This window comes from Helicobacter suis (assembly GCF_902196125.1).
GTDB classification, from domain to species: domain Bacteria; phylum Campylobacterota; class Campylobacteria; order Campylobacterales; family Helicobacteraceae; genus Helicobacter; species Helicobacter suis_B.
In genome coordinates this window covers 124069-146483 of the sequence record NZ_CABIKG010000001.1, presented here as the reverse complement: position 1 = coordinate 146483, position 22415 = coordinate 124069, and the positions used below count along the sequence as shown (strand labels likewise).

Below are 22415 nucleotides of genomic sequence, written 5' to 3'. Positions count from 1 at the left end.
CTAATGCCCACCGCGATCTTGGGTGAAATCGTGGTTAGATTTTGCGTCTTTTTCTAATACCGCCTCATTAAAGACCTTTTGTACGCCTAACATGATTTGTTTAATCGTTTCAGAATCTAGTGTTTTAATCTCGCTTAAACCCCTCCCCAAACGCGTAACACTGTAGCTATTTACCCGCACTAACATAAACACTTCTTGATTATTAGGGTTGATGTATTCGCCTAATTGTTCCTCTTTATCTAAACTATTAGCAATTGCTTGTGTGATCTCTTTAAAGATAGCATCATCATAGGGTTTTTGCTTGGCATTTTGTGTAGTTTTAAAAACATCTTTAATTTTGCCGGCAATATGGATTGCTACGCGGAATCTAGCGCGCTCTCTAGCAATGGCCTCTGATTTTTTCACCTCTCCATTAATGACATGGGAACTATCCACCCCCCTAGTTACATACATGCTTTGATCTTGTACCATCCAATTTGGCATGCCAGATAAAAAAGCTTGCTTTTTATGAGTAGAAACACACGCCCCCAAAAGTACACCTAGTAAAATCAGAATAACACGCATCATTTTTCCTTGATTGTATTAATATCCAGATACAAATCTGCTGTTTTATATTACCCTCTCTGGTATAAAATAACAATTAATCTCATCAAAGCAATACTTAATCTCTTATTTTAGTGATCATATCCGTACCGCATAAAATATCGTGTAAAAACCGCTTTTGCGAACTAATAAAGGGAAAGATCAAACCCACAAGCAAAGCCACCCCCAAAAGCCAGAGAAAAAAGCGCAATAAAGCCTGCATAAACCCCACGCGGGAGTGATCTTTTCTAACAAGTTCTAAGCCCACATAGCGCAGTCCCGGGGTTTGAGCGCTCAAACTTAAAAAAAGCGCAGAAATGAGCCCGTATATGCATACACAGGCAAAAATAGCTATTTGGTTTTCTCTAAAGGCCTGTGCTGAGCCTAGAATAAAGTAGGTGGTGATATATAAAAGGGGGGTGTAGATCATAAAAACATCGGTGATAAAGGCCTTAAGCCGCAAGCCTACATGTAAAGACTGGATTGTCTGTTTAAAGCCCACGGCTACCCGGTTTAACTGGAGAGGAATGAGCACACAGCGGGCAAACATCAGGAGAATACATGGGAAAATCAAAATTTTCTAGGGTGAAGAAAGGCAAAGAGGGGAGTTTACAAGCAGGATTATTATGCAAATTAGAATCAGGGGTACAGATGCCTCTATTAGCTAAACTAGCAAAACCCACTACCCGCGCCCCTAGATTTTGCAAACAAAGACTAGACTCCAAAGCCGATCCGCCCGTTGTGATAATATCCTCACAGATTAAAAACTTTTCGCCTTCTTTGACAGAAAAACCCCGTCTAAGTGTCATCTCTCCTTTTACCCGTTCGGTAAAAATAAAGCGCACACCAAGAGCCCTAGCTAATTCATAACCCGCTAAAATCCCCCCTAATGCTGGCGAACAAATGCTTTCTACTTTTAAATGGGCGTGTATGATTTTTTGCGCTAGAGCTTTGGCAAGTTTCTCAGCTAGTCTTGGGTATTCTAGGACCTTTGCTGATTGGAGATAAAAATTAGAGTGGTTGCCACTACTAAGTAAAAAATGCCCCTCCAAAAGCGCCCCACAATCTTTATAAATTTGCCGGATATCCATTAAAGTTTAAGTACCTCTTCTTCTTTAGCCTTAACCGCCTGCTCGATCTTATTAATAAAGGCGTCGGTGTGTTTTTGTACCTCAGCTAAAGCCTTTTTATTCTCATCTGCACTAATGCTTTTCTCTTTTTCTAGTTTTTTAATCTGGTTATTGGCATCTTGGCGGATATTGCGCACCGCTACCTTAGCCTTTTCACCCATAGCCTTAGCTTCTTTAGCAATTTCTTTGCGTTGCTCGCTTGTCATAGGGGGGAAAAAAAGCTTAATAGTTTCCCCATCATTATTAGGATTAACCCCCAAATTAGCCTCTTGCAAAGCCCGCTCAATTTCTTTAAGCAAACCCTTTTCCCAAGGCGTGATTGTAAGGGTAGAGGCATCTGTTGAGAGAATAGAGGCCACTTGATTAAGCGGGGTTGGGGAGTTATAATAATCAACGCGTACATGTTCAAGCAGATTAATAGAAACCTTGCCACTGCGCAGGGTTGTAAAATCTTTTAAAAGAGATTGCAAACTCTTTTGCATTTGCTCTTGGCTATGCTGATAAATGGCATCTAACATTAAAGTCCTTTACTTTGAGGGGGTTTTTGGGGAGTTTGCTTTGGTGTAGGTATTAAACCTTCTGATTTCTTAGGCACAAGAGGACCAGCAGGGGGCGGGGTTAATAAGGGGTTATTTAAAGGGTTAGAGTTAGGGTTTTGGGGTACTAAGGGAGCCGGGCTTAAAGAGTTTTTAGGCGCTCTATCTAAAATGCTAATATTATATTCCTTGTTGTAAAAATAACCTAGCGCAATGGTGTTAGAGAGAAAGAGAAAACCTAAAAACATGGTTAGTTTAGCCAAAAAGCTAGCTGGACCTTTTGCCCCAAAAAGCGATTCATTACTCCCGCTATAAGCCCCTAAACCGATACTAGAGCTTTTTTGTAATAACACGACGATCACAATCAGTACAGCCAAAACAATCTGTAAAATCAAAAGCAGACTACTCAAACGCGTGCTCCAAAATCTACTAGGGTTAAAAGGCGATCTTAGCAAAAATTTATTAAAATTAGAGTTTGATACTTTTAAGGGGTGTGAGTTGGGTGAAGTGGTGTGCCACTCTTTTAACCGGGTTGCAAAAAGTTATGCGCACTATTGCCATGTGCAAGATCGAATCATCAGCCAATTATTAAGCCATTTAGCCGGCCGTTCTTATGCACGCGTGCTTGATTTAGGCTGTGGGAGTGGCAATGTGATCAAACAATTTTCCCGCTTTAATCTTTCTGCCCACGAATTTATAGGCATAGATATTTGCCTAGAAATGCTCACCGAGCACCCGCAAAGTATAGAGGGCGTACAAAAAGTCTCTCTTATCTGTGCAGATTTTGAGAACATTCTTTTAAGCCCCTGTGATTTAATCATTGCTAGCTCCTCTTTGCAGTGGGCTAAGCAACTCGAATCTTTATGCATACGCCTTTGTTTGCAGAGTACAAATATCGCTTTAGCTGTGCACACAAATAGAAGTTTACACGCCCTGCATGCCTTTTTAGGCACACAATCACCTTTGCGATCACAAGAGCAAACAAAAGCCATTTTAGAGCGTAGTTTTAATCAGTTTAAGTACAAAATGTGGACTCAACATTTCGCCCAGCATTTTCAAAACAGACAAGAGTTACTTGAGCAGCTTAAATTTGGAGGGTTACTTGGAGGCGGGGGTTTGTCTTATGCACAAAAAAAGGCGTTAAAACAAATCCCCCTTAAAACTTTAGATTACGAGGTAGTGTTTTGCATAGCACAGAGATAAGAAAGCGGGTTTTTTCAGGTATCCAGCCTACTGGGGGCATGCATTTGGGCAATTATTTAGGCGCGATCAAGCACTGGGTGAGTATGCAAGATAGTTACGAGGCCATTTTTTGTATTGTCAACTCCCATGCTATCACTTTGCCCCAAGACCCTAAGAATTTGTACAAACAAACTTTAGAGATGGCTAGCATGCTTTTAGCTTGCGGGATTGATCCGGATAAATCCACCCTTTTTATCCAAAGCCAAATAGAAGAGCATGGGGCGCTCACTTGGCTTTTAGATTGCATTGCTAGCATGGGCGAATTAAGCCGCATGACTCAATTTAAAGATAAAAGCGCCAAAGAGGAAAATATCGGGGTGGGGTTGTTTAATTATCCGGTGCTTATGGCTGCTGATATTTTGCTTTACCAAACAGATGCTGTACCTGTAGGCGCGGATCAAAAACAACATTTAGAATTAGCTAGAAATTTAGCCATTAAGTTTAACCGCGATTTTGGGCCATGTTTTAAAGTGCCTGAGCCCTTAATTGCTACTCAAGGCGCGCGTGTAATGGGGCTAGATGATCCAAGTGTAAAAATGAGTAAATCTAACAAGGGGACTTTCCATGCTTTATTTTTGTTAGATAGTGAGCAGAGTATTATTAAAAAGATCAAAAAGGCGACTACAGATTCAGTAGGTACGCTAGTTTTTGATCAATCGCGTCCGGGGATTTATAACCTTCTTAACATCTATAGCCTTTTGAGTGCAAAATCCCAATCAGAAATAGAGATTGAATTTGAGGGCAAGGGTTATGGCGATTTTAAAAAGGCCTTAACTGAGGTTGTAATTGATACCCTGCGCCCTATCCAGCAAAATTATGAAAGATTGCAAAAAGATTCAGCCTATGTTTTAGATATTTTAAAAAAGGGTAAAGAAAATATTGCCCCACTAGCTAAACAAACCTACCAGAGAGCTAAGCAATTAATGGGTTTATTATGAAATACTCAATTGTTTTATTTTTGCTTTTGCCCTTAAACGCTGCGCCCTTTATTTCTCTAAGTGAGCCTGCTAAATATAGCAAAAATTTTACGCACTTTGACTATGCCAATGCTAACGCCCCCAAAGGCGGGATTTTAAGAAGTTATGCGCTGGGTACTTTTGATAGCCTTAATCCTTTTGTACTTAAGGGTAGCAAGGCTAGCGGGCTGGATTTACTTTATGATACCCTGCTAGCTCAAAGCCTAGATGAACCTTACGCCGAGTATGCCCTCATTGCTAAAGACATTCAAGTAGCCCCTGATCATAGCTTTGTGATTTTTACCATTGATGATCGCGCGCGTTTTAGCGATGGAGTGCCTATTTTGGCTACAGATGTCAAATACAGCTTTGATATTTTGATACAAAAGGGGAGTCCGGTTTTTAGGCAATATTATGGCGATGTTAAAGAAGCGCTAGTGCTAGATGATCACCATGTTAAATTTATCTTTAAAGATAGCCATAATAGAGAATTACCCCTAATTTTAGGGCAACTCCAAATTCTACCCAAACACTTTTTTACAAAATATGGCTTTGATAAAAATCCGCTTTTAGTCCCTGTTTCTAGTGGGCCTTATACAATCCAATCCTTTAGCATTGGCAAGCAAATCACCTACACACGCAATAAACACTACTGGGCTCAAAATCTGCCCACCCAAAGGGGGTTATACAACTTTGATACAATCCGCTTTGATTATTACAAAGACGATTCGGTGGCCTTGCAGGCTTTTTTAAGCGGGGCGTATGATTGGCGCATGGAGAGCGCGGCTAAAGTTTGGGCGCGCAGCTATGTAGGCAAGGGCATTAAAGAGGGCAAGATCATTAAAAAGCGCTTAGAACACGCTTTACCGGCAGGCATGCAAGGGTTTTTTATGAACACCCGCAGGGAGCTTTTTAAGGATTTGCGCGTTAGAGAAGCTCTCTTTTATGCCTTTGATTTTGAATGGGCTAACCGTAATCTCTTTTTTTCACAGTACACCCGTACCAAGAGCTATTTTAGTAATTCTATCTTTGCCTCTAGGGGTTTGCCTCAAGGTGAGGAGCTACAAATCTTAGAGCGCTATAAAAAAGCCCTCAATGAGTATAACCCGCGTATTTTTACAAGCCCCTATTTGATCCCTCGTAGCGATGGGGCGCAAAAATTAGGGGAGAATCGGCGTGAAAATCTCAAATACGCCCAAGCACTTTTAAAACAGGCAGGTTATGTAGTGCGCAATAATCAACTCATCAATGCAAAAACTAAAAAGCCCTTTATTTTCACACTTTTACTTAATAACCAAGCCTTTGAGCGCCTAGCTCTAGCCTATGCTAAAAATTTAAAAGTACTAGGTATCCATCTACTGATTCAAAAAGTAGATTTAAGCCAGTACATGGGCCGTTTAAAGAAATTTGATTTTGATATGGTGGTGGGGGCTATTGGACAATCACTTTTTCCGGGCAATGAACAACGCTATTTTTGGGGGAGTGCTAGCGCCAAACAAGAGGGGAGTTATAATTATGCCGGTATTGCTAGTCCGGTAATTGATTCTTTAATTAACTCTATTATTAGCGCTAAGGATCGAACTAGCCAAATTGCCACTGTACGCGCCCTTGATCGGGTTTTACTCTGGGGGTTTTATGTGATCCCTCACTACCACGCTTCTTTTTGGCGCATTGCTTACTGGGATAAAATTGGCATGCTTAAAAATCCCCCCTATGGCTTTTCGCCTTATTTGTGGTGGGATAAAAATTTAGAAAAGAAACCTTAAATGCTCTCTTATATTCTTAAACGGCTTTTGTTGATTATCCCTACTTTATGGGGGATCATTACAATTAATTTTTTTATTATCCAAAGTGCACCAGGTGGTCCTGTAGAACAAATGATGGCTAAATTAAGCAATGCCTCTAACCAAGAGAGCAGCAATATTTCTTTGCGCGATCAACAACTCAAAGAGAGCGCTTATAAAGGGGGTTTGGGCATGGATAGCGCGCTTTATTTAGAGCTCACTAAACTTTATGGTTTTGATAAACCCTTATGGGAGCGCTATCTTATTATGCTTAAAAAATATGTGTGCTTTGACTTTGGACAGAGCTTTTATCGCCAAATTAGCGTGGTTGATCTAATCAAAGAAAAATTACCCGTCTCTATCTCGCTAGGTTTTTTTAGTACTCTACTAATCTACCTGCTTTCTATCCCGCTTGGCATTTACAAAGCAAGGCATAATAATTCACAAATAGATGCCATGAGTAGTATTGCTATTGTCATAGCTAATGCTATCCCCGCCTTTTTATTTGCCTTAATTTTAATTGTGCTTTTTGCCTCAGGGACTTACTGGCAAATCTTTCCACTCAAGGGCTTAGTGAGCGATAATTTTGAGACTCTAAGCACTTTAGGAAAAATCAAGGATTATTTATGGCACATTAGTTTACCGGTGCTTTGCATGAGCATTGGCGGGTTTGCTAGCCTCACGCTTTTAGTGAAAAATTCCTTTTTAGATGAAATGGGTAAACTGTATCTTATCAGCGCGCGGGCTAAAGGCGCAAGTGAAGGCCGTATTTTTTATGGGCATGTTTTTAGAAACGCAATGCTTTTAGTGATTTCTAGTTTCCCGGGGGCGTTTTTGGGCATGTTTTTTAGCGGGAGTTTGCTTATTGAAATTATTTTTAGTTTAGATGGGCTAGGGCTACTTAGTTTTGATAGTTTGATGAGTCGTGATTATCCTGTGGTCTTTGGCTCGCTTTATATTTTTACACTTTTAGGGCTTTTGATCAATCTAATTAGCGATTTAACCTATACTTTAGTTGATCCGCGTATTGATTTTGAAAGGCGCTAAATGCTTTATCAACAAAGCGGGGTGGATTTAAAGGGGGCACAGGATTTTGTACAATCTCTTAAACCCTTAGCGGAGCAAACCTATAACCCGCAGGTTTTACAGGGAGTGGGGGGATTTTTTGGGGCCTATGCTTTGCCTACAGATTTAAAAGAGCCGGTACTCATTGCCTGCAGCGATGGGGTGGGTTCTAAATTACTTCTAGCTTCTCAAGCTAAAAAACTAAGCCAGATTGGGTTAGATTTAGTGGCGATGAATACTAATGATTTACTCTGTAGCTTTGCTAAACCTCTTTTCTTTTTAGATTATTACGCCACCCCTAAACTCAACCAAAACCAAGCCTTAGAAATTTTAGAGGGCATTGTAAGGGGCTGTAAATTAGCAGAATGTGCGCTTTTAGGCGGAGAGAGTGCGCAGATGAAGGGTTTTTATACAAGGGGGGCTTTTGATTTGGCTGGTTTTTGTGTGGGGGTGGTAGAAAAGCGCAATTTACCCCAAATAGATCAGATAAAGGCGGGGGATATTTTGGTAGGCTTTGCAAGCAGTGGGCTACACAGTAACGGTTTTTCTTTAGTGCGCCATTTGCTAAAGACACAAAAACCCCCCACACATTTAGATAATCAAAGCTTATTAGAGATTCTTTTAACCCCCACACGGCTTTATGGGCATTTACTCAAATTGCGATCTAAAATCCGCGCCCTTGCCCATATTACTGGCGGGGGATTGGTGTATAATTTACCCCGTATTTTGCCTCCCTCTCTTGGGGCTGTGATAGAGCTTAAAAATCTCCCACAGATGCCCATTTTTAACTGGTTAAAGTCTCTAGTGCCTTTAGAGGAATGTTTGCGGGTGTTTAATATGGGGGTTGGAATGGTTGGGGTGGTTGCGCCTATGCATTTTAAAGCCCTGTGCGCGGTGGGGGGGTTTTATTTAGGGGAAGTGGTTTTAGCATCAGAAAGAATTAAATTTATATGAGGTGATCATGGCACTCAAAGTTTATTTAAAACTATATGGGTTTGCTTGTGGGGTTTTGCTACTATTATTAGCTTTTTATGTAGCAACCTTTATAGGTCTACACCACCTACAGCAAAATAAACAAACCCCTATAGAGTCCTCCTCTATTAAGACTACTAAAACTACAAAGACTACAGAAACCACCACACCCAATTTAAAACCAGCTAAAACCCAAGAAAACCCCCCACAAAACTCCCAAGAAACACCACAAAACCAAGATACAGAAGTGCCAAATCCTAAGCCAACCACAAACCAACCACAAGCCTCCCCACAAAATCAAGTCGCCTCGCCTCCAGCTCCAAATCCAAACCCAACCCCAACTCCAAATCCAAATCCAACTCCAGTCCAAGCCCCAACCCCAGCTCCAAACCCACCTCTAACTCCAACCCCACCTCCAGAAAATATTGAACCCTCCTATAAAACTTACTATGTAGTTTATAGTGTGGTTAATGTACGCTTGCAACCTAGCACGCATTCTAAAGTGGTGGCTAAAATTTTGCGCGGTCAGGAAGTGCATGTATTAGAAATTAAGCATGGCTGGGGACGGGTTAAAAGTGGCTGGGTATTTTTACATCTACTCAAAGAAAAATAATGCGCCTCTTTGGTGTTTTTGGTAACCCCATTGCGCATTCTAAATCGCCTTTGTTGCATAATGCGGTGTTTTTGCGCTTTGAAAAAGAACTTAAGTTTAAAGGCAGCTACCACCCCCTTTTACTAGATAAAAACGCTAATCTTAAAGAAAAATTTTTAGAACTTGGTTTAAGCGGGGCTAATATCACCACCCCTTTTAAAGAAAAAGCCTTTATTTGTAGCGATGTTGTAAAAGGCGTTGCTCAAGAAATAGGGGCGGTGAATACATGGGTACTTGAGGGTGGGCAGATTGTGGGCTATAACACCGATGTAGAGGGCTTTTTATACCCACTAAAGAATCAAACATTACAAAACGCGCTTATTTTAGGTGCAGGGGGGAGTGCAAGAGCTATAGTTCATGCCCTTCTCTCTTGCCATGTCCAGGTAGAAATTCTCAACCGAAGTACCCCCAAATTAGACTATTTTAAAGCTTTGGGTTTAAACTGTTTTACCCCTCAAGATTTTAAGATCAAGCCCTATGATCTTCTTGTAAACACCACTACCGCAGGCCTTAAAGAACCTAGTTTACCTTGCAATGTAGAAATTTTAAAAGCTCTCTTTGAGCGTGCCACTCTTGCTTATGATTTGATTTATCAGCACACGCCCTTTTTAAATCTGGCTAAACAAAAAGGACTCATCACTTTAGATGGCAAGACCATGCTTATTGCCCAAGCAGCGCTAAGTTTTTTATATTTTTGTGATCACAAACTCCCCTTTGGAGTGATTTTACAGACTATGCAAGAGGTGTTGAAATAAAACCCTCGCATTTGCATTACTCCGATCAAATCAATTTAGGCAGTTTTTACACCCCTCCCTTTTTAGTACAAAAAGCTTTTGAAATGCTTACTAAACATATCAACCCTCAAGATTATATTTTGCTAGATAGTGCATGTGGTTATGGGAGTTTTTTACACTGGCCGGGCTTTAGTGCGTATGTGGGTGTGGATAAGGATAACTTGGCCTTAAAAGAGGCTAGAAAAACCTGCAAACACGCTACCCTCTTGCACAAAAACGCCCTACATGCTGTTATGCGAGAAAACTTCCATATCCCTGGTACTAGTAAGCTTGTAATTGTAGGCAACCCGCCTTATAATGATAGAACCTCTAGGGTGCGCTCTTCTCTTAAAGATAAAGAGGCGCTTAAGATGGATACCCCCCTTAAAGCTAGGGATTTAGGCATTAGTTTTTTACGCTCCTTTGATTTACTTAAAGCAGATTATGTTTGTGTACTCCACCCTCTTTCCTATCTCATTAAAAGAACTAATTTAAAATCCCTTAAAGATTTTGCTAAAAATTACCGCTTATTAGAGGGTTTGGTGCTGAGTTCGCAAATCTTTTGCCCTAAATCGCTTGGCTATTTTCCTATTATTCTAGCCCTTTATAAAAGGGATATTAAAGGTTTAGATGAGGGTTTTCTTGCAGGCTTTGATTTTTTAACTCTAGAGGGTAAAAGCTTTAGATTGCAAGGTTGGGATTTTATTAGTGCCTATGTAGACAAATACCCTAATCAAAAGAAAGTCTCCAAAGATTTAAGAGTTTCCATGTTTTATACACTTAGAGACATTAACGCCCTTTTGCGCTCCAAAACTTTTTTAGAAAAAGAGAGTCCGCATGCTATCTATATCACTCAAGAGAAGTACAGCTTATATTGCTACATTGATGTCTTTAAAACCCAGATCTCCCATATCCCCTATTATTTGCGTAATTGTGATGTGTTTTTAGACTATGCTAAGTTTAAGAATTTAGAAGATCATTTTATTATAGCTAGCCAAACTAAGAAAATAAGCCCTGAAATTGAGTGGTACTTTAAAGATTTATTAGGAGTGCATTATGAGAATTGAAGTAGATGAAATAAACAAAGTTATTAAAGTACCAATCCCTCTCACAGAACAAACTGGCAAGATGAGAGTTAAGCTTCGTTTTGGTGGATATGGGTTACCCACGCCCACAAGACAAATCCCTTTCTCTTTAAAACACTATGTAGAATGGCAAATTGGTTATGATGTGGATAAAAGTAATCCAGAAAAATTAGCCCTTAGTACACTCCCCTATACAGAGTTTAGAGGGGCAAATGGCAAGTACAAAGCTCTTTACGAGTTGAGCGAATATCTTTATTATTTTGTTCAGTGGGGACTCATTACAAAAGAGAAAATTAAAGAACTATTTACAACCCTAGAACAGGAGAGATCTTTTATAGAACAGAACTTTAGCTACTACATTATCCAGTCTATAAAAATTTCAGAGAGGTTTTACTACTCTGAAGTGAGGTACCCTCTTTTAGTCTATCCCTTTGATTCTTCGGGTATTTTAGTAGAGATTGTGGTGAAAGAAAAGCAGCGGGCGGTGGGTGTGCAGCCCATGCTCTATTTCTGCTTACCTCTTAAAAAGTTACAATCCGCACCCCTTACGCCTTCACTTTTAGGAAGAACAGCCCAGCCTAAAGAGTACGCTTACTTACTCTTAGCAGATGGGTATCAAACACTTTTGTTTGAACTCATGTGGCTTTTTGGTATCTTGAGTGCCAGCCACAAGCACGATGTGTTAGAAATTTTAAAAGCGATTACATGTATCAAAAAGAATTAGAGGCTTATTTGCAACGCAAAATCCCCCGGGCTATCTTGCTTTATGGGGAATGGGAGTTTTATATAGAATATTATGCCAATAAAATTGCTAAGCTCACCCCACAGGTTCAGATTTACCGGATTTATTTTAAAGATTATTGCTTTGAAGAAGTGTTAGAGTACATCAGCCAAGACTCTTTATTTAATCAGGGTAATTTGGTGTGGCTTAAGCTAGATAAAAAACTAGCCGCTAAAGAAGTGCGCATGCTTTTAGATAGATTAAGCATACACCCACAAAATGCTTTGATCATAGAATTTTACAAAGCCAAAAGCCAAAGCGAATACGCCCAAGATTTCAAACAATTTGCCGCCCAGTTTAAACACCCCAAACTAGAAGCCCTAGAAGTGCGCTTTTTTATGCCAGATCTGCATGTACGATTAGCTCTATTGCAAGAAAAAGCGCGGGCTTTAAATTTAGTAGTAGATATTGAGGCGCTTACTTTACTATTAGAGGTGCAAAATAATGATGTAGGGATAATCTATCAGGATTTAGAAAAATTAGCCTTATTAGATAAACCCATTGGGCTTAGCGATATACACACACATGTTTATGGGGTGGGTGGGATACAACTAGAGGAGCTTTTAGCGGTTTTATTTAAACGATCCTCCAAAGTGCTAGAAACATTTATGCGCTTGCTAGCAGAGGAGTTTGAAGAGATTGAACTTATACGCGGTTTACAACGCTATTTTTACCAACTCTTTGGTTTTTATGCCTATCTAAAAAAAGAAACTAGCAATGCTAAGGAAATTTTAGGCTATAACCCCCCTCAAGCGATCACACAAACTTTAAAAGAGCGGTGTAAACAAGTGATTAATTACCAACAGATTTTTGTGTATTTAAATGCGTGGTATGTGGCTAGTATGCAGGGGGGGAATACAAACTGGCATTTTTTAATCAAAATACAAGATAATATTTGCTAGAATGGAGGATTAAAAACCTTGCTCTTTTTGAATGTAAAAAAGGGCTTTATCCAGAAGGAGATTTTTTGAAACATTATGAGACAATGTTTATTCTCAAACCCACTTTAGTAGAAGAGGAGATCAAAGATAAATTGGCATTTTACCAAGAGGTGATCACAAAGAGCGGGGGAGAGGTGGTTAATACTTTGGATATGGGGCATAGAAACTTAGCCTATGAAATCCAAAAACACAAACGAGGGTACTATTTTGTCATCTATTTTACAGCCCATGCAGGCGTGGTGTTAGAACTAGAAAGGCTGTATCGTATTAATGAGGATATTTTGCGCTTCATGATTTTAAAATATGAGAGCAAGAAAGAACAAAAGGCATGGCAAACCTTAGTACAACGCGCTTCTAAAAACCTACTACACTCTGGTTTTGAAAAACCCCATAAAGAAACCCCACCCCAACAGGTCCCCCCTGTGGAGTCTTAAATGTATAATAAAATCGTCCTTGTTGGGCATTTTACCCGCGATGTAGAAATACGGCATTTGCAAAATGGGGGAGTTGTGGGCAAGGTAGGCATTGCGACTAACCATGTTTACAAACGCCAAGATGGAAGTAAAACAGAGGAAACTTGTTTTATAGATATAGATTTATTTGGGCGCACGGCTGAGGTGGCAAACCAATACCTACACAAGGGATCAAAGGTCTTAATTGAAGGGCGATTAAAGCTTGAAAGCTGGAATGATCAATACGGCAATAGGCGCAGTAAACATAGCGTTTCTGCTGAAAGTCTTGTGATGTTAGATTCTAAAAATGCGGCACAACCCAATACAGAATACCGCCAACAAAGAGATGAGGCGTACTCTAAACCTGTGCCAAGTTCTAAACCAAGACAGGAGGAGAAAATCCCTGAAATCAATGTTGATGATGACATGCCTTTTTAACACTATAAGGAGAATGAATGGAAAGAAAAAAGTATTCTAAGCGCTACTGCAAATACACAGAAGCCAAGATTGAATTTATTGACTACAAGGATTTAGAATTGCTCAAGCATTCGCTTTCTGAGCGCTATAAAATCATGCCAAGACGGCTAACAGGCAATAGCAAAAAGTGGCAAGAAAGGGTGGAGGTGGCGATTAAGCGCGCAAGGCACATGGCACTTATCCCCTATATCGTGGATCGTAAAAAAGTTGTAGACAATCCTTTTAGGCTGTCTTAGTGTGTATTTTTGTTTTTGTTGTATAATAATCTGAATTTGTTTTGAAGGAGCATTTATGGTTTTTAAGAAGTGGGTGTTACTAGGAAGTTTGGTAGGTGTGTTGGCAATTGTGGGGTGTGGCCAACCTAAATCAGGGGTGAGTAGAAAGAATAAAGCGTATCGCGCTGAAACTAAAGACGCTCCTAAATGGGTTACCGGGGACTTAAGTAAGCTAAAAATGGAGAGCAAAGAGGATAGCGCCATATTTAAAGGGCGTGGTGAAGAGGATATTGTGGGTAACAATGTAGATTATGCTACCGACATGGCTTCTACTAAAGCTAGGGCTAATCTAGCCGAAAATCTTAAAGCAGAACTCATGAAAGATGTCCAAGAACAGGTTTCTAGGGGTAATAACGCCTTGAGTGAGACCAGTAGCCGTACCGTTAGTGAAAAAGTGGATCGCGTACTCACAGCTAGCAAGGTGTTAGCTCGATGGGTTGGTAAAGATCGCGTGTGGGTTTTGGTGGGCTTAGATAAAGGGGTTATCTCCCAAGTACGATCAGAATTGGGGTTAAGCTCTACTAAATAGGCATGAGATGGGTAGTTTTTGGCCTGTTATTAGCAAGCAGTTTTTTAGCGGGTGCGCCCAAGTGGGTTAAGCAATGCTCTTCTATAGCAAAGCTTAGTAAGGGAAATATTCTAGCCTGTGGGTCTGCAGATATTTTAGATGGAGATGTGGATTATGCCATGAGCATGGCTAGCACTATGGCTAGAGATAAGTTAGCAGACTTTATACTAAAGGATCAAAAGGTTGATCCTAAGAAAGAAGTCTCTGTGCAGCTACAAAGCATGTTAAAAGCCAAGTGGGTAGACTCTAATAGGGTTTATGTTTTGCTTGGTATGGATTCTAAGAGTAGTAAAGAAGTTAAGGTTATTGTGCAAAAAAAACCCTCTAAGGTGATAACTCCGCCTAGCAATCAAAAACAAAGCCCAGTAGAAAAAACAAACCCACCCGCTAAAAATGCTACACAACCTCCCTTACAAAAGGAGAGTGCGCCTAAAAACTAAAGCAAATAAGGCTTCTTAAAAGAGCAACCTACTCAAATCTCAATAAGCAAAATGAAAGGATAACACCATGAAAGAGTGGATTTTTAAAGGGATAGGAAATCCTAAAATATGGGTTTCTTGTGTACTTGGATCGCTACTACTTACCGGTTGTGGTCAGCAGGTGAGTTATGTCTCCAAACGCGATCAAGAATCTAAAAAGTATGTTACAGCAGGATTAGATTATCAAGACATTGAATACGCGGCTAAAACGGCGGTACAATCCATGCTAGCTAGCCCAGAAATGCAAGGGTTACAAGGTAAAAAGGTGATTGCAGTTTCTGATGTGATTAATGATACCGAACAACATTTTGATCCACAACAACTTACCCAAATGGTGATTCAAACCTTGCAAGCGCAAGTTAAGGATAAATACTATGTAACTAGGTTTGTTGCCGGTAGTGGGGGCGCAACTGATCAGATGATTGCTAAAGCGCGTAAGCTCCGGGATAATGAGGAAGTTAACCAAGAAACTACACAAGAAAAAGGTACAATACGCGCCCCTGATCTATCCTTGAGTGGTAAAATTATCCAAAGAAATGCTAGAGTGAGCTCTACCAAACAACGCATTGATTATGTGTTTATCCTTAGTATCACTAGTGTCCACAATGGGCTAGAGGTTTGGAGTCATGAATTTCCTATCACCAAGCTAGGTAGCAATAAATCAGTTGCATGGTAAAGACCAATCCATCAACACCCCTTGTTCTTTTAAAAAATCCTCTGCTTGATTAAAAATACGACTCCCTAGAAAAGTAGAATCTCTCATTTGGGCTAAGGGGCTTGGGTGGGGGGCTGTGATAATTAAATGTTTAGGGTTAGGCGTTAAAAGTTTGATTTTTTCCTGTGCGACCTTGCCTAAGAAAATAAAGACTAAAGGGCGCTCTAGTTGAGAAATTTGGTTTAAAACCCCATCAGTAAAGCATTCCCAGCCCAAACCCGCATGGGATTTAGCCCTATTTTTTTCTACGCTTAAAATGGCATTGAGTAACAACACACCTTGTTTTGCCCACGGAGCTAGATCGCCACAACTAGGTTTGATCTGCAAATTAGCGCTCAATTCTTTGTAGATATTTTGCAAACTCTGAGGAATGGGGGCATTTTTAGGCACACTAAAACTTAGCCCGCAAGCTAGGGGGTATTCTTGGTTTTGGTACATAAAAGTGCCATGGTAGGGGTCTTGGCCTAAAAGAATGGTGTGTAATTTTTCCAAAGGGGTGTCTTCAAAAGCCCTAAAAATTTGGGTAAATAGGGGGAAAACCCGCGTGTTTTTTTTATGCGCCTCTTTTAAGCTTTGCATGTAATTTTGATTAAGAGTGTAAAAAGAAGGGCTTTGGCTAAGAGGCTCTAATAAAGCAAACCAAGCGCTTTGTCGTAAGCGTTCTAAAATGTGAAAAAGCATTTACACCTCAAACTTAGAGAATTCTTGATTAAGGTGGCTATTGTGTTCTAGCATTTCTTGGATATTCTTTTCTAAATTGAGCCGTTGTTGTTTGATCTGAGAAAACATGTCAACTAAGTTTTGGGTGGCTGTGGCCATTTCTTTAATCTGGCGTCCGATTTGCTCATTGCTACTAATGGCCTCCCCAGCGGTTTTATTAGAAATAGACAAATCATCTTGAACGGCTTTAATATGGGTGTTTAACTCAGAAGTCTGTTTAGAAAGATCTTCAGATTCTAAGGCCATGTTTTGGATTTTAAGCCCAATATCTCCAATGCTTTGGGTGATCACATTAACCATACTTGTAATTTCTGCAAGAGATTTTTGCGTTTTACTGGCTAGATTGCGCACTTCATCAGCCACCACCGCAAACCCGCGCCCATGTTCACCCGCCCGTGCGGCCTCAATAGCGGCATTCAGGGCTAATAAATTAGTTTGATTAGCAATTTCTTCAATAATAGAGAGTACATTTTTAATTTCAGCCGCGCTATGTGTGAGACTTTGGGCTTCTTTAGCAATGCTATCTTGGTTTTTTGCCGCGTCTAAAGCTAGTTGGACATGCTGGCTAATGCTTTGGCTAAAGGTGAGCATAGAAGCATCGGCTTTTTTTAGCGTATCTGTGGCTAGTTGGAGAACTTGCAAAGTTGTTGTGGCGTTTGAATCTACATCATGGCTTAAGCTACGCATGGTTTTAATAATTTGATCTTCATTAGATTCTGTGGATTTAAGGGTTTTTGCGGCCTCTTCTATCGCGCCACTAGTGGCCATATTAGAGTTTAGAATCATCTTAGAGACTTTAATAATATCTTGGAGTTTTTGGATAAAGAGATTAAAAAAATGCGCTGTACTGCCCACCTCATCTAATCGTTTGCTTTCTAATCTTTGGGTTAAATCTGCCTTTTTAGACTGGGTGAGGGTACTTGCCATTCTTTTTAAACGCGCTAGGGGTCCAAATAGATTTTTCTCAAAGATAAATAATAAAATAAAGCCAATGAATGCAAGAATTGCTAAAATAAAACCTAAGGTTCTAAGGGTGTGGGTTAGTATTTGATCGTGGATATTGCTTAGATCAAATTTGACATTTAAAATAGCTAGTACATCGCCTAGTTTAGAGTTAACATGGCAACTTAAACACAGTTTTTCAGCGATGAAAGGTTGGCGCAATAAAATAATGTGCTTTTTATTTTCCTCAAGAAAGTGGATTTTAGGAGTACTTGTTTTATCCTTAAAGATACGCAACATCTCTACATCTCTAGTAAACTGCGCACTCAAACCAAATAATTTAATCACCTCTTTAGAAGGCACAAAACTAACATGCGCGCCTTGTAGGGTTTGACTATCATGGACAACGCGCGTTAATTGGTTAGCATCGCCTGTTAAAGCCGCTTCTTTAACCATAGTAACAAGGGCTTGGTTAATCACCTTAATAAAGGCTATGCTTTGTCTGGTGGTAAGTCTTTCATAACTTGCATGCAAGGAAAAGTAAACAACGCCCACCACAAGTAAAGAAGCAAAAGAAATATAAATAGCCAAGTTAGCCTTAATACTTTTAAACATCATCAACTCGCTTTTATCTGCATTATACATAACAATTAAGCAAAAGCTAAAATTTAAAATATTTTGGCTTGTTTTTAGCTAGATTAATGATGAATTAACGCTAAATTAACCTTTCGTTATTTCTGAGCATTATTTTTTTTGTTATAGTATCGCCCTGTAAATTATTTTAAGGAGTTTTCATGCGTTTTCGTTTTCTAGCAATTCCAATGGCCTTTTCAACATTTGCGAGTCTAACCCCGCTTAGTGCTGAAAAAAGCGGGGCTTATATGGAAGGTGGTTTCCAATATTCTACTATGATGCGTGGATCTCACAATGGCGGTAGTGCCAGCCCTTTAGGTGGCTATGCTAATGCCCAGTCTATGTATGGGGAAATGTATGGTTTAGACACCCAAGTAGGGTATAAACAATTCTTTGGCAAATCTAAACGATTTGGTTTGCGTTACTACGCTACCTTTGCTTGGCAACATGGAACTTTTTATAATGGGCGCACAGACCTAGCCAACTTTAACTACGGCGCAGGAATGGATTTTCTGTATAACTTCTTTGAGGGTAAAAATGGGGTTAAAACCGCCGGTCTCTTTGCTGGGGTAGCCTTAGAAGGAACTAGTTGGCTAGCTGCTGGACAAAGCGGATATATGACTCTAAATCGCCAACTAGGCACAAGTGCTCAAATGAATACTAGCTATTTTCAACTCCCTATCAATCTTGGGTTTAGAACTAATTTAACCAAACATCAGGGTCTTGAACTTGGCTTGCGTATCCCTCTTGTTACAAATTACTACTATAAAGCGGTTGTAGATCACAGCGTCAATTCAGTCATGTTCAAACGCAATTTTTCTGTTTACATGAACTATGTAATCAATTTCTAGTTGAGCGCCCGGGGCTTTATGCCCCGGGTGGTATCTTTAATCTCTTTTAAGATTTAAAATCACAATTTCACTTTTAGCAAAGGCACGCATCGCCGGTCCCCAAAAGCCTACTCCACTGCTTACATAGAGTTTTGTTTTTGGGCCTAAAGAATAAAGCCCGTGGGTAAATCCCTGACGCCATTTTGTTAAAAACATAAAAGGGAAAACCTGCCCCCCGTGAGTATGCCCGCTTAAAACTAAATTAAAATCTTTTAAATCATAAATAAGAGCGGCTCTTGGCTCATGGGTGAGTAAGATACTAGGTTTATTTGTATTTAAATGCTTAATAGTTTTAGGTAAAGAGGGGGCGTACTCAGCTCCCCATGTAAGCCCTGCTAGATCGGCTAATCCGGCAATATTAAGAGGCCCTATATCTACACTGCTATTAAATAGAATTTTCATATGGGTATGGGTTTTTAAAAGAGTTAACACAGAGAAAAGGCCGTGGTAGTATTCATGGTTACCCACAGCATAAAATGTCCCGTAAGTGGATTTTAAATCATCTAGTTTAGAGATATAGCCTTCTAAGTTTTTAGGGTTAGTATCTACCAAATCCCCCACAATCACAACCATATCTACTTTTTGATCATTGACCTTTTTTATAATCCCATTGAGAAATTTTTCATGCAAATTAGGGCCTAAATGTACATCTGTTAGCATGGCAATTTTAAGGTCTTGTTTTAGCCCGGGTATTTCAACTTGGACTTTTTTAATGGCGGGGATTTCAAGGGCGTTATGGGCAATGATAGCACTAAAATAGATCACTAAAACCAAAAAGATTAGATCAAAGAGGGGATAAAATTGGTTTTTAATTTCTCGTTGATTTATTAAAGCAATGCTAACAAGCATAGCAAATGCCAAGACATTTAAGCAATCAAATAAAGAAATATCAGCGTTATTTAATTGCTCAGCCTTGAATGTAGCCTTACAAATGCCTATAAAAAGCAAAAAGATAATGATGCATACAATGCTATAGGTGTAAAGAAAAGAGAGATAGGGGGAGTGGCTTTTGTGGGGTTTGAAAGCTAGGGCAATGTTTAAACACTCAAATAGCAAAGTTATACCAAATAAAACATAGGTAGGCGCGTAGGAGAGAGAAAGAATTTTATAAGCAGATGTACTTAAATGTAGACGGCTTGAGGTACTGGCAAATAAAAACACTAGTTGTGCAATAAAAAGCCCTAATATCATAAACCCGGCTAATCCGCCTACACATTGGAGTAAAACCATTTTTTGGAGCAATTTTTTATACACATACAAGTTAGTTAGACCCAAAAAAGTGATGAAGACACTATAAAAAATGAGGTATGCCATAGCAGGATTATAAAATTTGATCTGTTAAGAGAAGTTAAAAGGTTTGGTGTGGTAGGGTAATTAGATCGCTTTAAAAATCTGTAAATTCTAGTAATTAAAGTAAAACCAAAGCTTCCAAAAATACTATTTTATGGGTTTATTCACTTCATAAAACTTATAAGCTTAAGCTAGCAGATTAGGAAACTAGGCTAAGGGTCGTTAGTTTGGGGGTATTTATTTTTAGAAAGAAAGCTACTAGGCTATTGAGTGCGGGGAGTGTGTTAATTTTTACAAAAACTTTTTACTTACCTTAGAATAAGGGTTTATTAATCAGATTTTATAAATCTTACCAAACCAGCCCTTACCTTTTTTAATGCCACAAACTTAAGCCAACCAACCCCCGCTAACCCTTTCCTTCTGTAATATAAAAGATTTATTCCCCTCTTTTGACTCAAAATCTTATTTCTAATCCCATAATCTAGTCCGCCAAAAACTTCAATTAATTTTTGCAAAACCCACCTAAGTGGACACTGCTTTAAAGTAGGATAAGTTACCACTCACAGCCCCAATTTTAGCCAAGCAGATTAAGAAACTAGACTAAGGGTTTTGTGCTCTAATTTTTAAGCGCGGGGAGTGTGTTAAAAAATACTTATATTTTCACTTTAGAGGATAGAGTTTTACTAGGCTTAATAAAACACAGAACTTAAATAAAGTCCGGCGGGTGATACTAATCGCACTAAAAAGCGCTTATCAAGTGCAATTTGTTTTTTTAAATCCTCTAAAGAGATTTGTTTTAAAGAACAAGCTAGGGCTGCGCCTAACATCAGCCGTACTTGGGATCGCAAAAAAGAGTTAGCCTCAAAGACTAATACCAAACAAGGCAAGTTATAAAGTGTGTAGGGGTAGCAAAAGGCTTTGTAGATTGTACGAATCGTGCTATTTGGATCGCTCCCACTTTTGCTAAAAAATTTAAAATCATGCATGCCTTTAAAAAGCTCTAAAGCCTGTTTTAAAATACCCCTATCCCCGCAAGGGTGATAGCCTACAAAGCGGCTTAAAAAAGGACTTGGCTTAGTTAAGCTTAAAAAATAGCGATAACGCCTCTTTGTGGCTTCAAATCTAGGGTGAAAAGAAAGCGGCACTTCTTCTATACTCTTACAGGCAATAAAATACCCTAGTTTAGGGGCTAGGTGTTTGAGCAGTTTAGAGGGACTCCAAATATCACAAGCATCAAAGGCGATTACTTGGTACATGGCATGTACACCCTTATCGGTGCGTCCAGCGGCTAAAATCTTGCTTTGTATTTGTAGGCTTTGTAAAGCGCTTATAAGTGTGCCCTCTACAGTGTACAAACCTGCTTGTTTAGCAAAACCATAAAAGGCGCTACCATCATAGGCTAGCACAAGTTTAAAACGCCGCATCAATAAAAGCGCACAATAATGCGTCTATAAAGCCCATAAGCACCAAGCATCCACACAATGGGCAAAAGGATAGTCCCACTAATGGGGGCATCTTGGCTAGCTACATGCATGCCTAAGAAGTATAGCCCCACTGCTAAAAGTACATAAACATAAGAGAGGTTTTTAGAAAAGCGCGGGTTAGCAATGCCAAAAAGAGGGATAAGAAAGAGGCTAGCAAGTGGAAAAAGAGAGACTAAAATAGCCTGTGTAAAACGGCGTTGTTGGTTTTTATCCGGATGGGGGCCAAAGGCTTTTTTCCAGTAAGAGATATAGTCATGGGAGTGTAAATAAGCGGCGTCTTTTTTAGCAGAAAAAGCGAGTTTATTGCGTAAATTAAGCGTTTCAAAGTGGACTTTGCGCAACTGGTTTTTATCTGCAAAATAAGCATCTCCTTCTTTAAGTTCTATCCCAAAAACTCCCCCTTGATTTTTAATTTGCCCGGATTGTGCAATCATAAAGCTTTCAAAGGCAAGACCTTTATGTGAAAAAAGCACCAAATCACTAAAAATATCTCTCTTTTTATGCCCCACATACACTAGCCAATCGCCTAGTTTTTGGCCAAATTCGCCCGCTTGGATATTCACATCTACGCGATCTTTTTTAGCCCGCAAAAAAGAATAATAAGCACTTTTAGAGGCTGGGATTAAAATAAGAGAAAAGATTAAAAGTACTAGACTTACAAAAACACAAAGAGGTAAAAAGGCCTTAACAATCTGTTTAGGCGCAATGCCTAGTGAGAAAAAGACGAGTAATTCATGATCATAGGAGAGTCTAGCTAAACCAATAGCGCATGCCCCAAAAAAGGTAATGGGAATGATGAAAAAAACCGTGCCGGGTAGAGAATAGATATAGAGTTGGGCTAAATCTAAAAAGCTAAGCTTAACCACAAGGGTAACGCTAGCAATGCCAATAAGCATTACCATAGAGGCGATGAAAAAGAGCACTAAAAAGAAAGAAAAGAAAATCTGAGAGATAGCATTAAACATGCAGGTTTTAGCTAAATCCATAACAA

The 22415-nt window shown here is 39.5% G+C and carries 27 protein-coding genes and 1 pseudogene; 17 read left to right on the top strand and 11 right to left on the bottom strand.

Annotated elements, in window-relative coordinates; translation table 11 throughout:
• From G6Q00_RS00725 to secG, 5 genes and pseudogenes are all read right to left on the bottom strand, one after another.
• A complete protein-coding gene (locus G6Q00_RS00725) occupies window positions 1–564 on the bottom strand; it encodes a hypothetical protein (protein ID WP_240330902.1) in 564 nt (187 codons plus the stop codon).
• Between the two features lie 97 nt (window positions 565–661).
• Entirely contained in the window at window positions 662–1084 is a 423-nt protein-coding gene (locus tag G6Q00_RS00720) for an RDD family protein (protein WP_163531563.1), read from the bottom strand.
• Window positions 1074–1673 carry an orotate phosphoribosyltransferase gene (gene pyrE, locus G6Q00_RS00715; RefSeq protein WP_163531562.1) on the bottom strand — a complete coding sequence of 200 codons (600 nt, stop codon included), beginning with the start codon at window positions 1671–1673 and terminating at the stop codon, window positions 1074–1076. The genes G6Q00_RS00720 and pyrE overlap by 11 nt, the downstream gene beginning before the upstream one ends.
• Window positions 1673–2230, bottom strand: coding sequence for a ribosome recycling factor (gene frr / locus G6Q00_RS00710; RefSeq protein WP_163531561.1), 558 nt, complete (start codon window positions 2228–2230; stop codon window positions 1673–1675). The genes pyrE and frr overlap by 1 nt, the downstream gene beginning before the upstream one ends.
• 11 nt (window positions 2231–2241) lie before the next feature.
• Window positions 2242–2658 (bottom strand): annotated as a pseudogene (gene secG / locus G6Q00_RS00705) (preprotein translocase subunit SecG); the annotation flags it as partial.
• A 4-nt stretch (window positions 2659–2662) separates the two neighbouring features.
• Between secG and G6Q00_RS00700 the strand changes: the two are divergent.
• The 16 genes from G6Q00_RS00700 to lpoB all read left to right on the top strand — a co-directional run bounded on the left by G6Q00_RS00700 (window position 2663) and on the right by lpoB (window position 15426).
• Complete coding sequence (locus G6Q00_RS00700; protein ID WP_240330901.1) at window positions 2663–3451, top strand: methyltransferase domain-containing protein; 789 nt, start codon at window positions 2663–2665, stop codon at window positions 3449–3451.
• 38 nt (window positions 3452–3489) lie between these two features.
• Window positions 3490–4428, top strand: coding sequence for a tryptophan--tRNA ligase (trpS, locus tag G6Q00_RS00695; RefSeq protein ID WP_240330905.1), 939 nt, complete (start codon window positions 3490–3492; stop codon window positions 4426–4428).
• Entirely contained in the window at window positions 4425–6212 is a 1788-nt protein-coding gene (locus tag G6Q00_RS00690) for an extracellular solute-binding protein (RefSeq protein WP_205426421.1), read from the top strand. Before trpS ends, G6Q00_RS00690 begins: the two co-directional genes overlap by 4 nt.
• Window positions 6213–7277, top strand: a complete 1065-nt coding sequence (locus G6Q00_RS00685; protein WP_163531559.1) for a microcin C ABC transporter permease YejB — start codon at window positions 6213–6215, stop codon at window positions 7275–7277.
• The gene (purM, locus tag G6Q00_RS00680) at window positions 7278–8249 is read left to right on the top strand and encodes a phosphoribosylformylglycinamidine cyclo-ligase (RefSeq protein WP_163531558.1); all 972 of its coding nucleotides are present in this window, start codon (window positions 7278–7280) and stop codon (window positions 8247–8249) included.
• Between the two features lie 7 nt (window positions 8250–8256).
• The gene (locus tag G6Q00_RS00675) at window positions 8257–8880 is read left to right on the top strand and encodes an SH3 domain-containing protein (RefSeq protein ID WP_163531557.1); all 624 of its coding nucleotides are present in this window, start codon (window positions 8257–8259) and stop codon (window positions 8878–8880) included.
• Window positions 8880–9674 carry a shikimate dehydrogenase gene (locus G6Q00_RS00670; RefSeq protein ID WP_163531556.1) on the top strand — a complete coding sequence of 265 codons (795 nt, stop codon included), beginning with the start codon at window positions 8880–8882 and terminating at the stop codon, window positions 9672–9674. The genes G6Q00_RS00675 and G6Q00_RS00670 overlap by 1 nt, the downstream gene beginning before the upstream one ends.
• Window positions 9675–9685: 11 nt before the next feature.
• Window positions 9686–10759, top strand: a complete 1074-nt coding sequence (locus G6Q00_RS00665; protein ID WP_240330900.1) for an SAM-dependent methyltransferase — start codon at window positions 9686–9688, stop codon at window positions 10757–10759.
• Window positions 10749–11501 carry a R.Pab1 family restriction endonuclease gene (locus G6Q00_RS00660; protein ID WP_163531555.1) on the top strand — a complete coding sequence of 251 codons (753 nt, stop codon included), beginning with the start codon at window positions 10749–10751 and terminating at the stop codon, window positions 11499–11501. The genes G6Q00_RS00665 and G6Q00_RS00660 overlap by 11 nt, the downstream gene beginning before the upstream one ends.
• Window positions 11483–12460, top strand: coding sequence for a DNA polymerase III subunit delta (holA, locus tag G6Q00_RS00655; protein WP_163531554.1), 978 nt, complete (start codon window positions 11483–11485; stop codon window positions 12458–12460). The genes G6Q00_RS00660 and holA overlap by 19 nt, the downstream gene beginning before the upstream one ends.
• 65 nt (window positions 12461–12525) lie before the next feature.
• Complete coding sequence (gene rpsF / locus G6Q00_RS00650) at window positions 12526–12933, top strand: 30S ribosomal protein S6 (protein ID WP_163498421.1); 408 nt, start codon at window positions 12526–12528, stop codon at window positions 12931–12933.
• Window positions 12934–13389, top strand: coding sequence for a single-stranded DNA-binding protein (gene ssb, locus G6Q00_RS00645; protein WP_163531553.1), 456 nt, complete (start codon window positions 12934–12936; stop codon window positions 13387–13389).
• A gap of 17 nt (window positions 13390–13406) precedes the next feature.
• Entirely contained in the window at window positions 13407–13664 is a 258-nt protein-coding gene (gene rpsR / locus G6Q00_RS00640; RefSeq protein WP_006564600.1) for a 30S ribosomal protein S18, read from the top strand.
• A 55-nt stretch (window positions 13665–13719) separates the two neighbouring features.
• Window positions 13720–14232, top strand: a complete 513-nt coding sequence (locus G6Q00_RS00635) for an LPP20 family lipoprotein (protein ID WP_163498423.1) — start codon at window positions 13720–13722, stop codon at window positions 14230–14232.
• 2 nt (window positions 14233–14234) lie between these two features.
• Window positions 14235–14711: a hypothetical protein gene (locus G6Q00_RS00630; protein ID WP_240330899.1), complete on the top strand. Its 477-nt coding sequence runs from the start codon at window positions 14235–14237 to the stop codon at window positions 14709–14711.
• A 67-nt stretch (window positions 14712–14778) separates the two neighbouring features.
• A complete protein-coding gene (lpoB, locus tag G6Q00_RS00625) occupies window positions 14779–15426 on the top strand; it encodes a penicillin-binding protein activator LpoB (protein ID WP_163498424.1) in 648 nt (215 codons plus the stop codon).
• On the opposite strand, the gene ung is transcribed toward lpoB, so the two are convergent.
• Together ung and G6Q00_RS00615 are read right to left on the bottom strand one after the other, a co-directional pair.
• On the bottom strand, window positions 15412–16146 hold the full coding sequence (ung, locus tag G6Q00_RS00620) for a uracil-DNA glycosylase (protein WP_163531552.1): 735 nt from the start codon (window positions 16144–16146) through the stop codon (window positions 15412–15414). The two genes, lpoB and ung, sit on opposite strands and share 15 nt — an antisense overlap.
• The gene (locus tag G6Q00_RS00615; RefSeq protein WP_240330898.1) at window positions 16147–17745 is read right to left on the bottom strand and encodes a methyl-accepting chemotaxis protein; all 1599 of its coding nucleotides are present in this window, start codon (window positions 17743–17745) and stop codon (window positions 16147–16149) included.
• A 176-nt stretch (window positions 17746–17921) separates the two neighbouring features.
• Here G6Q00_RS00615 and G6Q00_RS00610 point away from each other — a divergent pair, with 176 nt between their 5' ends.
• On the top strand, window positions 17922–18611 hold the full coding sequence (locus G6Q00_RS00610) for an outer membrane protein (RefSeq protein ID WP_163498426.1): 690 nt from the start codon (window positions 17922–17924) through the stop codon (window positions 18609–18611).
• Window positions 18612–18647: 36 nt separating this feature from the next.
• On the opposite strand, the gene G6Q00_RS00605 is transcribed toward G6Q00_RS00610, so the two are convergent.
• The 4 genes from G6Q00_RS00605 to G6Q00_RS00590 form a co-directional block, all read right to left on the bottom strand.
• Window positions 18648–19985, bottom strand: coding sequence for a metallophosphoesterase (locus G6Q00_RS00605; RefSeq protein WP_163531590.1), 1338 nt, complete (start codon window positions 19983–19985; stop codon window positions 18648–18650).
• A 284-nt stretch (window positions 19986–20269) separates the two neighbouring features.
• Window positions 20270–20455 (bottom strand): hypothetical protein, encoded by a 186-nt coding sequence (locus G6Q00_RS00600; protein ID WP_163531551.1) that lies wholly within the window; start codon window positions 20453–20455, stop codon window positions 20270–20272.
• A 174-nt stretch (window positions 20456–20629) separates the two neighbouring features.
• Window positions 20630–21364, bottom strand: a complete 735-nt coding sequence (gene truA, locus G6Q00_RS00595; RefSeq protein WP_163531550.1) for a tRNA pseudouridine(38-40) synthase TruA — start codon at window positions 21362–21364, stop codon at window positions 20630–20632.
• Window positions 21364–22410: an LptF/LptG family permease gene (locus G6Q00_RS00590; protein ID WP_163498428.1), complete on the bottom strand. Its 1047-nt coding sequence runs from the start codon at window positions 22408–22410 to the stop codon at window positions 21364–21366. Before G6Q00_RS00590 ends, truA begins: the two co-directional genes overlap by 1 nt.
• Between the last annotated feature and the right edge of the window lie 5 nt (window positions 22411–22415).

What these genes read in the sequence shown, in the direction of transcription:
- lpoB (WP_163498424.1), top strand. Translation starts at nt 14,779, where the DNA reads ATGAAAGAGTGGATTTTTAAAGGGATAGGAAATCCTAAAATATGGGTT.
- rpsR (WP_006564600.1), top strand. Translation starts at nt 13,407, where the DNA reads ATGGAAAGAAAAAAGTATTCTAAGCGCTACTGCAAATACACAGAAGCC.
- G6Q00_RS00610 (WP_163498426.1), top strand. Translation starts at nt 17,922, where the DNA reads ATGCGTTTTCGTTTTCTAGCAATTCCAATGGCCTTTTCAACATTTGCG.
- holA (WP_163531554.1), top strand. Translation starts at nt 11,483, where the DNA reads ATGTATCAAAAAGAATTAGAGGCTTATTTGCAACGCAAAATCCCCCGG.
- ung (WP_163531552.1), bottom strand. Translation starts at nt 16,146, where the DNA reads ATGCTTTTTCACATTTTAGAACGCTTACGACAAAGCGCTTGGTTTGCT.
- G6Q00_RS00725 (WP_240330902.1), bottom strand. Translation starts at nt 564, where the DNA reads ATGCGTGTTATTCTGATTTTACTAGGTGTACTTTTGGGGGCGTGTGTT.
- ssb (WP_163531553.1), top strand. Translation starts at nt 12,934, where the DNA reads ATGTATAATAAAATCGTCCTTGTTGGGCATTTTACCCGCGATGTAGAA.
- G6Q00_RS00630 (WP_240330899.1), top strand. Translation starts at nt 14,235, where the DNA reads ATGAGATGGGTAGTTTTTGGCCTGTTATTAGCAAGCAGTTTTTTAGCG.
- G6Q00_RS00685 (WP_163531559.1), top strand. Translation starts at nt 6,213, where the DNA reads ATGCTCTCTTATATTCTTAAACGGCTTTTGTTGATTATCCCTACTTTA.
- G6Q00_RS00615 (WP_240330898.1), bottom strand. Translation starts at nt 17,745, where the DNA reads ATGATGTTTAAAAGTATTAAGGCTAACTTGGCTATTTATATTTCTTTT.
- truA (WP_163531550.1), bottom strand. Translation starts at nt 21,364, where the DNA reads ATGCGGCGTTTTAAACTTGTGCTAGCCTATGATGGTAGCGCCTTTTAT.
- G6Q00_RS00590 (WP_163498428.1), bottom strand. Translation starts at nt 22,410, where the DNA reads ATGGATTTAGCTAAAACCTGCATGTTTAATGCTATCTCTCAGATTTTC.
- G6Q00_RS00670 (WP_163531556.1), top strand. Translation starts at nt 8,880, where the DNA reads ATGCGCCTCTTTGGTGTTTTTGGTAACCCCATTGCGCATTCTAAATCG.
- G6Q00_RS00635 (WP_163498423.1), top strand. Translation starts at nt 13,720, where the DNA reads ATGGTTTTTAAGAAGTGGGTGTTACTAGGAAGTTTGGTAGGTGTGTTG.
- trpS (WP_240330905.1), top strand. Translation starts at nt 3,490, where the DNA reads ATGCATTTGGGCAATTATTTAGGCGCGATCAAGCACTGGGTGAGTATG.
- purM (WP_163531558.1), top strand. Translation starts at nt 7,278, where the DNA reads ATGCTTTATCAACAAAGCGGGGTGGATTTAAAGGGGGCACAGGATTTT.
- frr (WP_163531561.1), bottom strand. Translation starts at nt 2,230, where the DNA reads ATGTTAGATGCCATTTATCAGCATAGCCAAGAGCAAATGCAAAAGAGT.
- pyrE (WP_163531562.1), bottom strand. Translation starts at nt 1,673, where the DNA reads ATGGATATCCGGCAAATTTATAAAGATTGTGGGGCGCTTTTGGAGGGG.
- G6Q00_RS00690 (WP_205426421.1), top strand. Translation starts at nt 4,425, where the DNA reads ATGAAATACTCAATTGTTTTATTTTTGCTTTTGCCCTTAAACGCTGCG.
- G6Q00_RS00660 (WP_163531555.1), top strand. Translation starts at nt 10,749, where the DNA reads ATGAGAATTGAAGTAGATGAAATAAACAAAGTTATTAAAGTACCAATC.
- G6Q00_RS00675 (WP_163531557.1), top strand. Translation starts at nt 8,257, where the DNA reads ATGGCACTCAAAGTTTATTTAAAACTATATGGGTTTGCTTGTGGGGTT.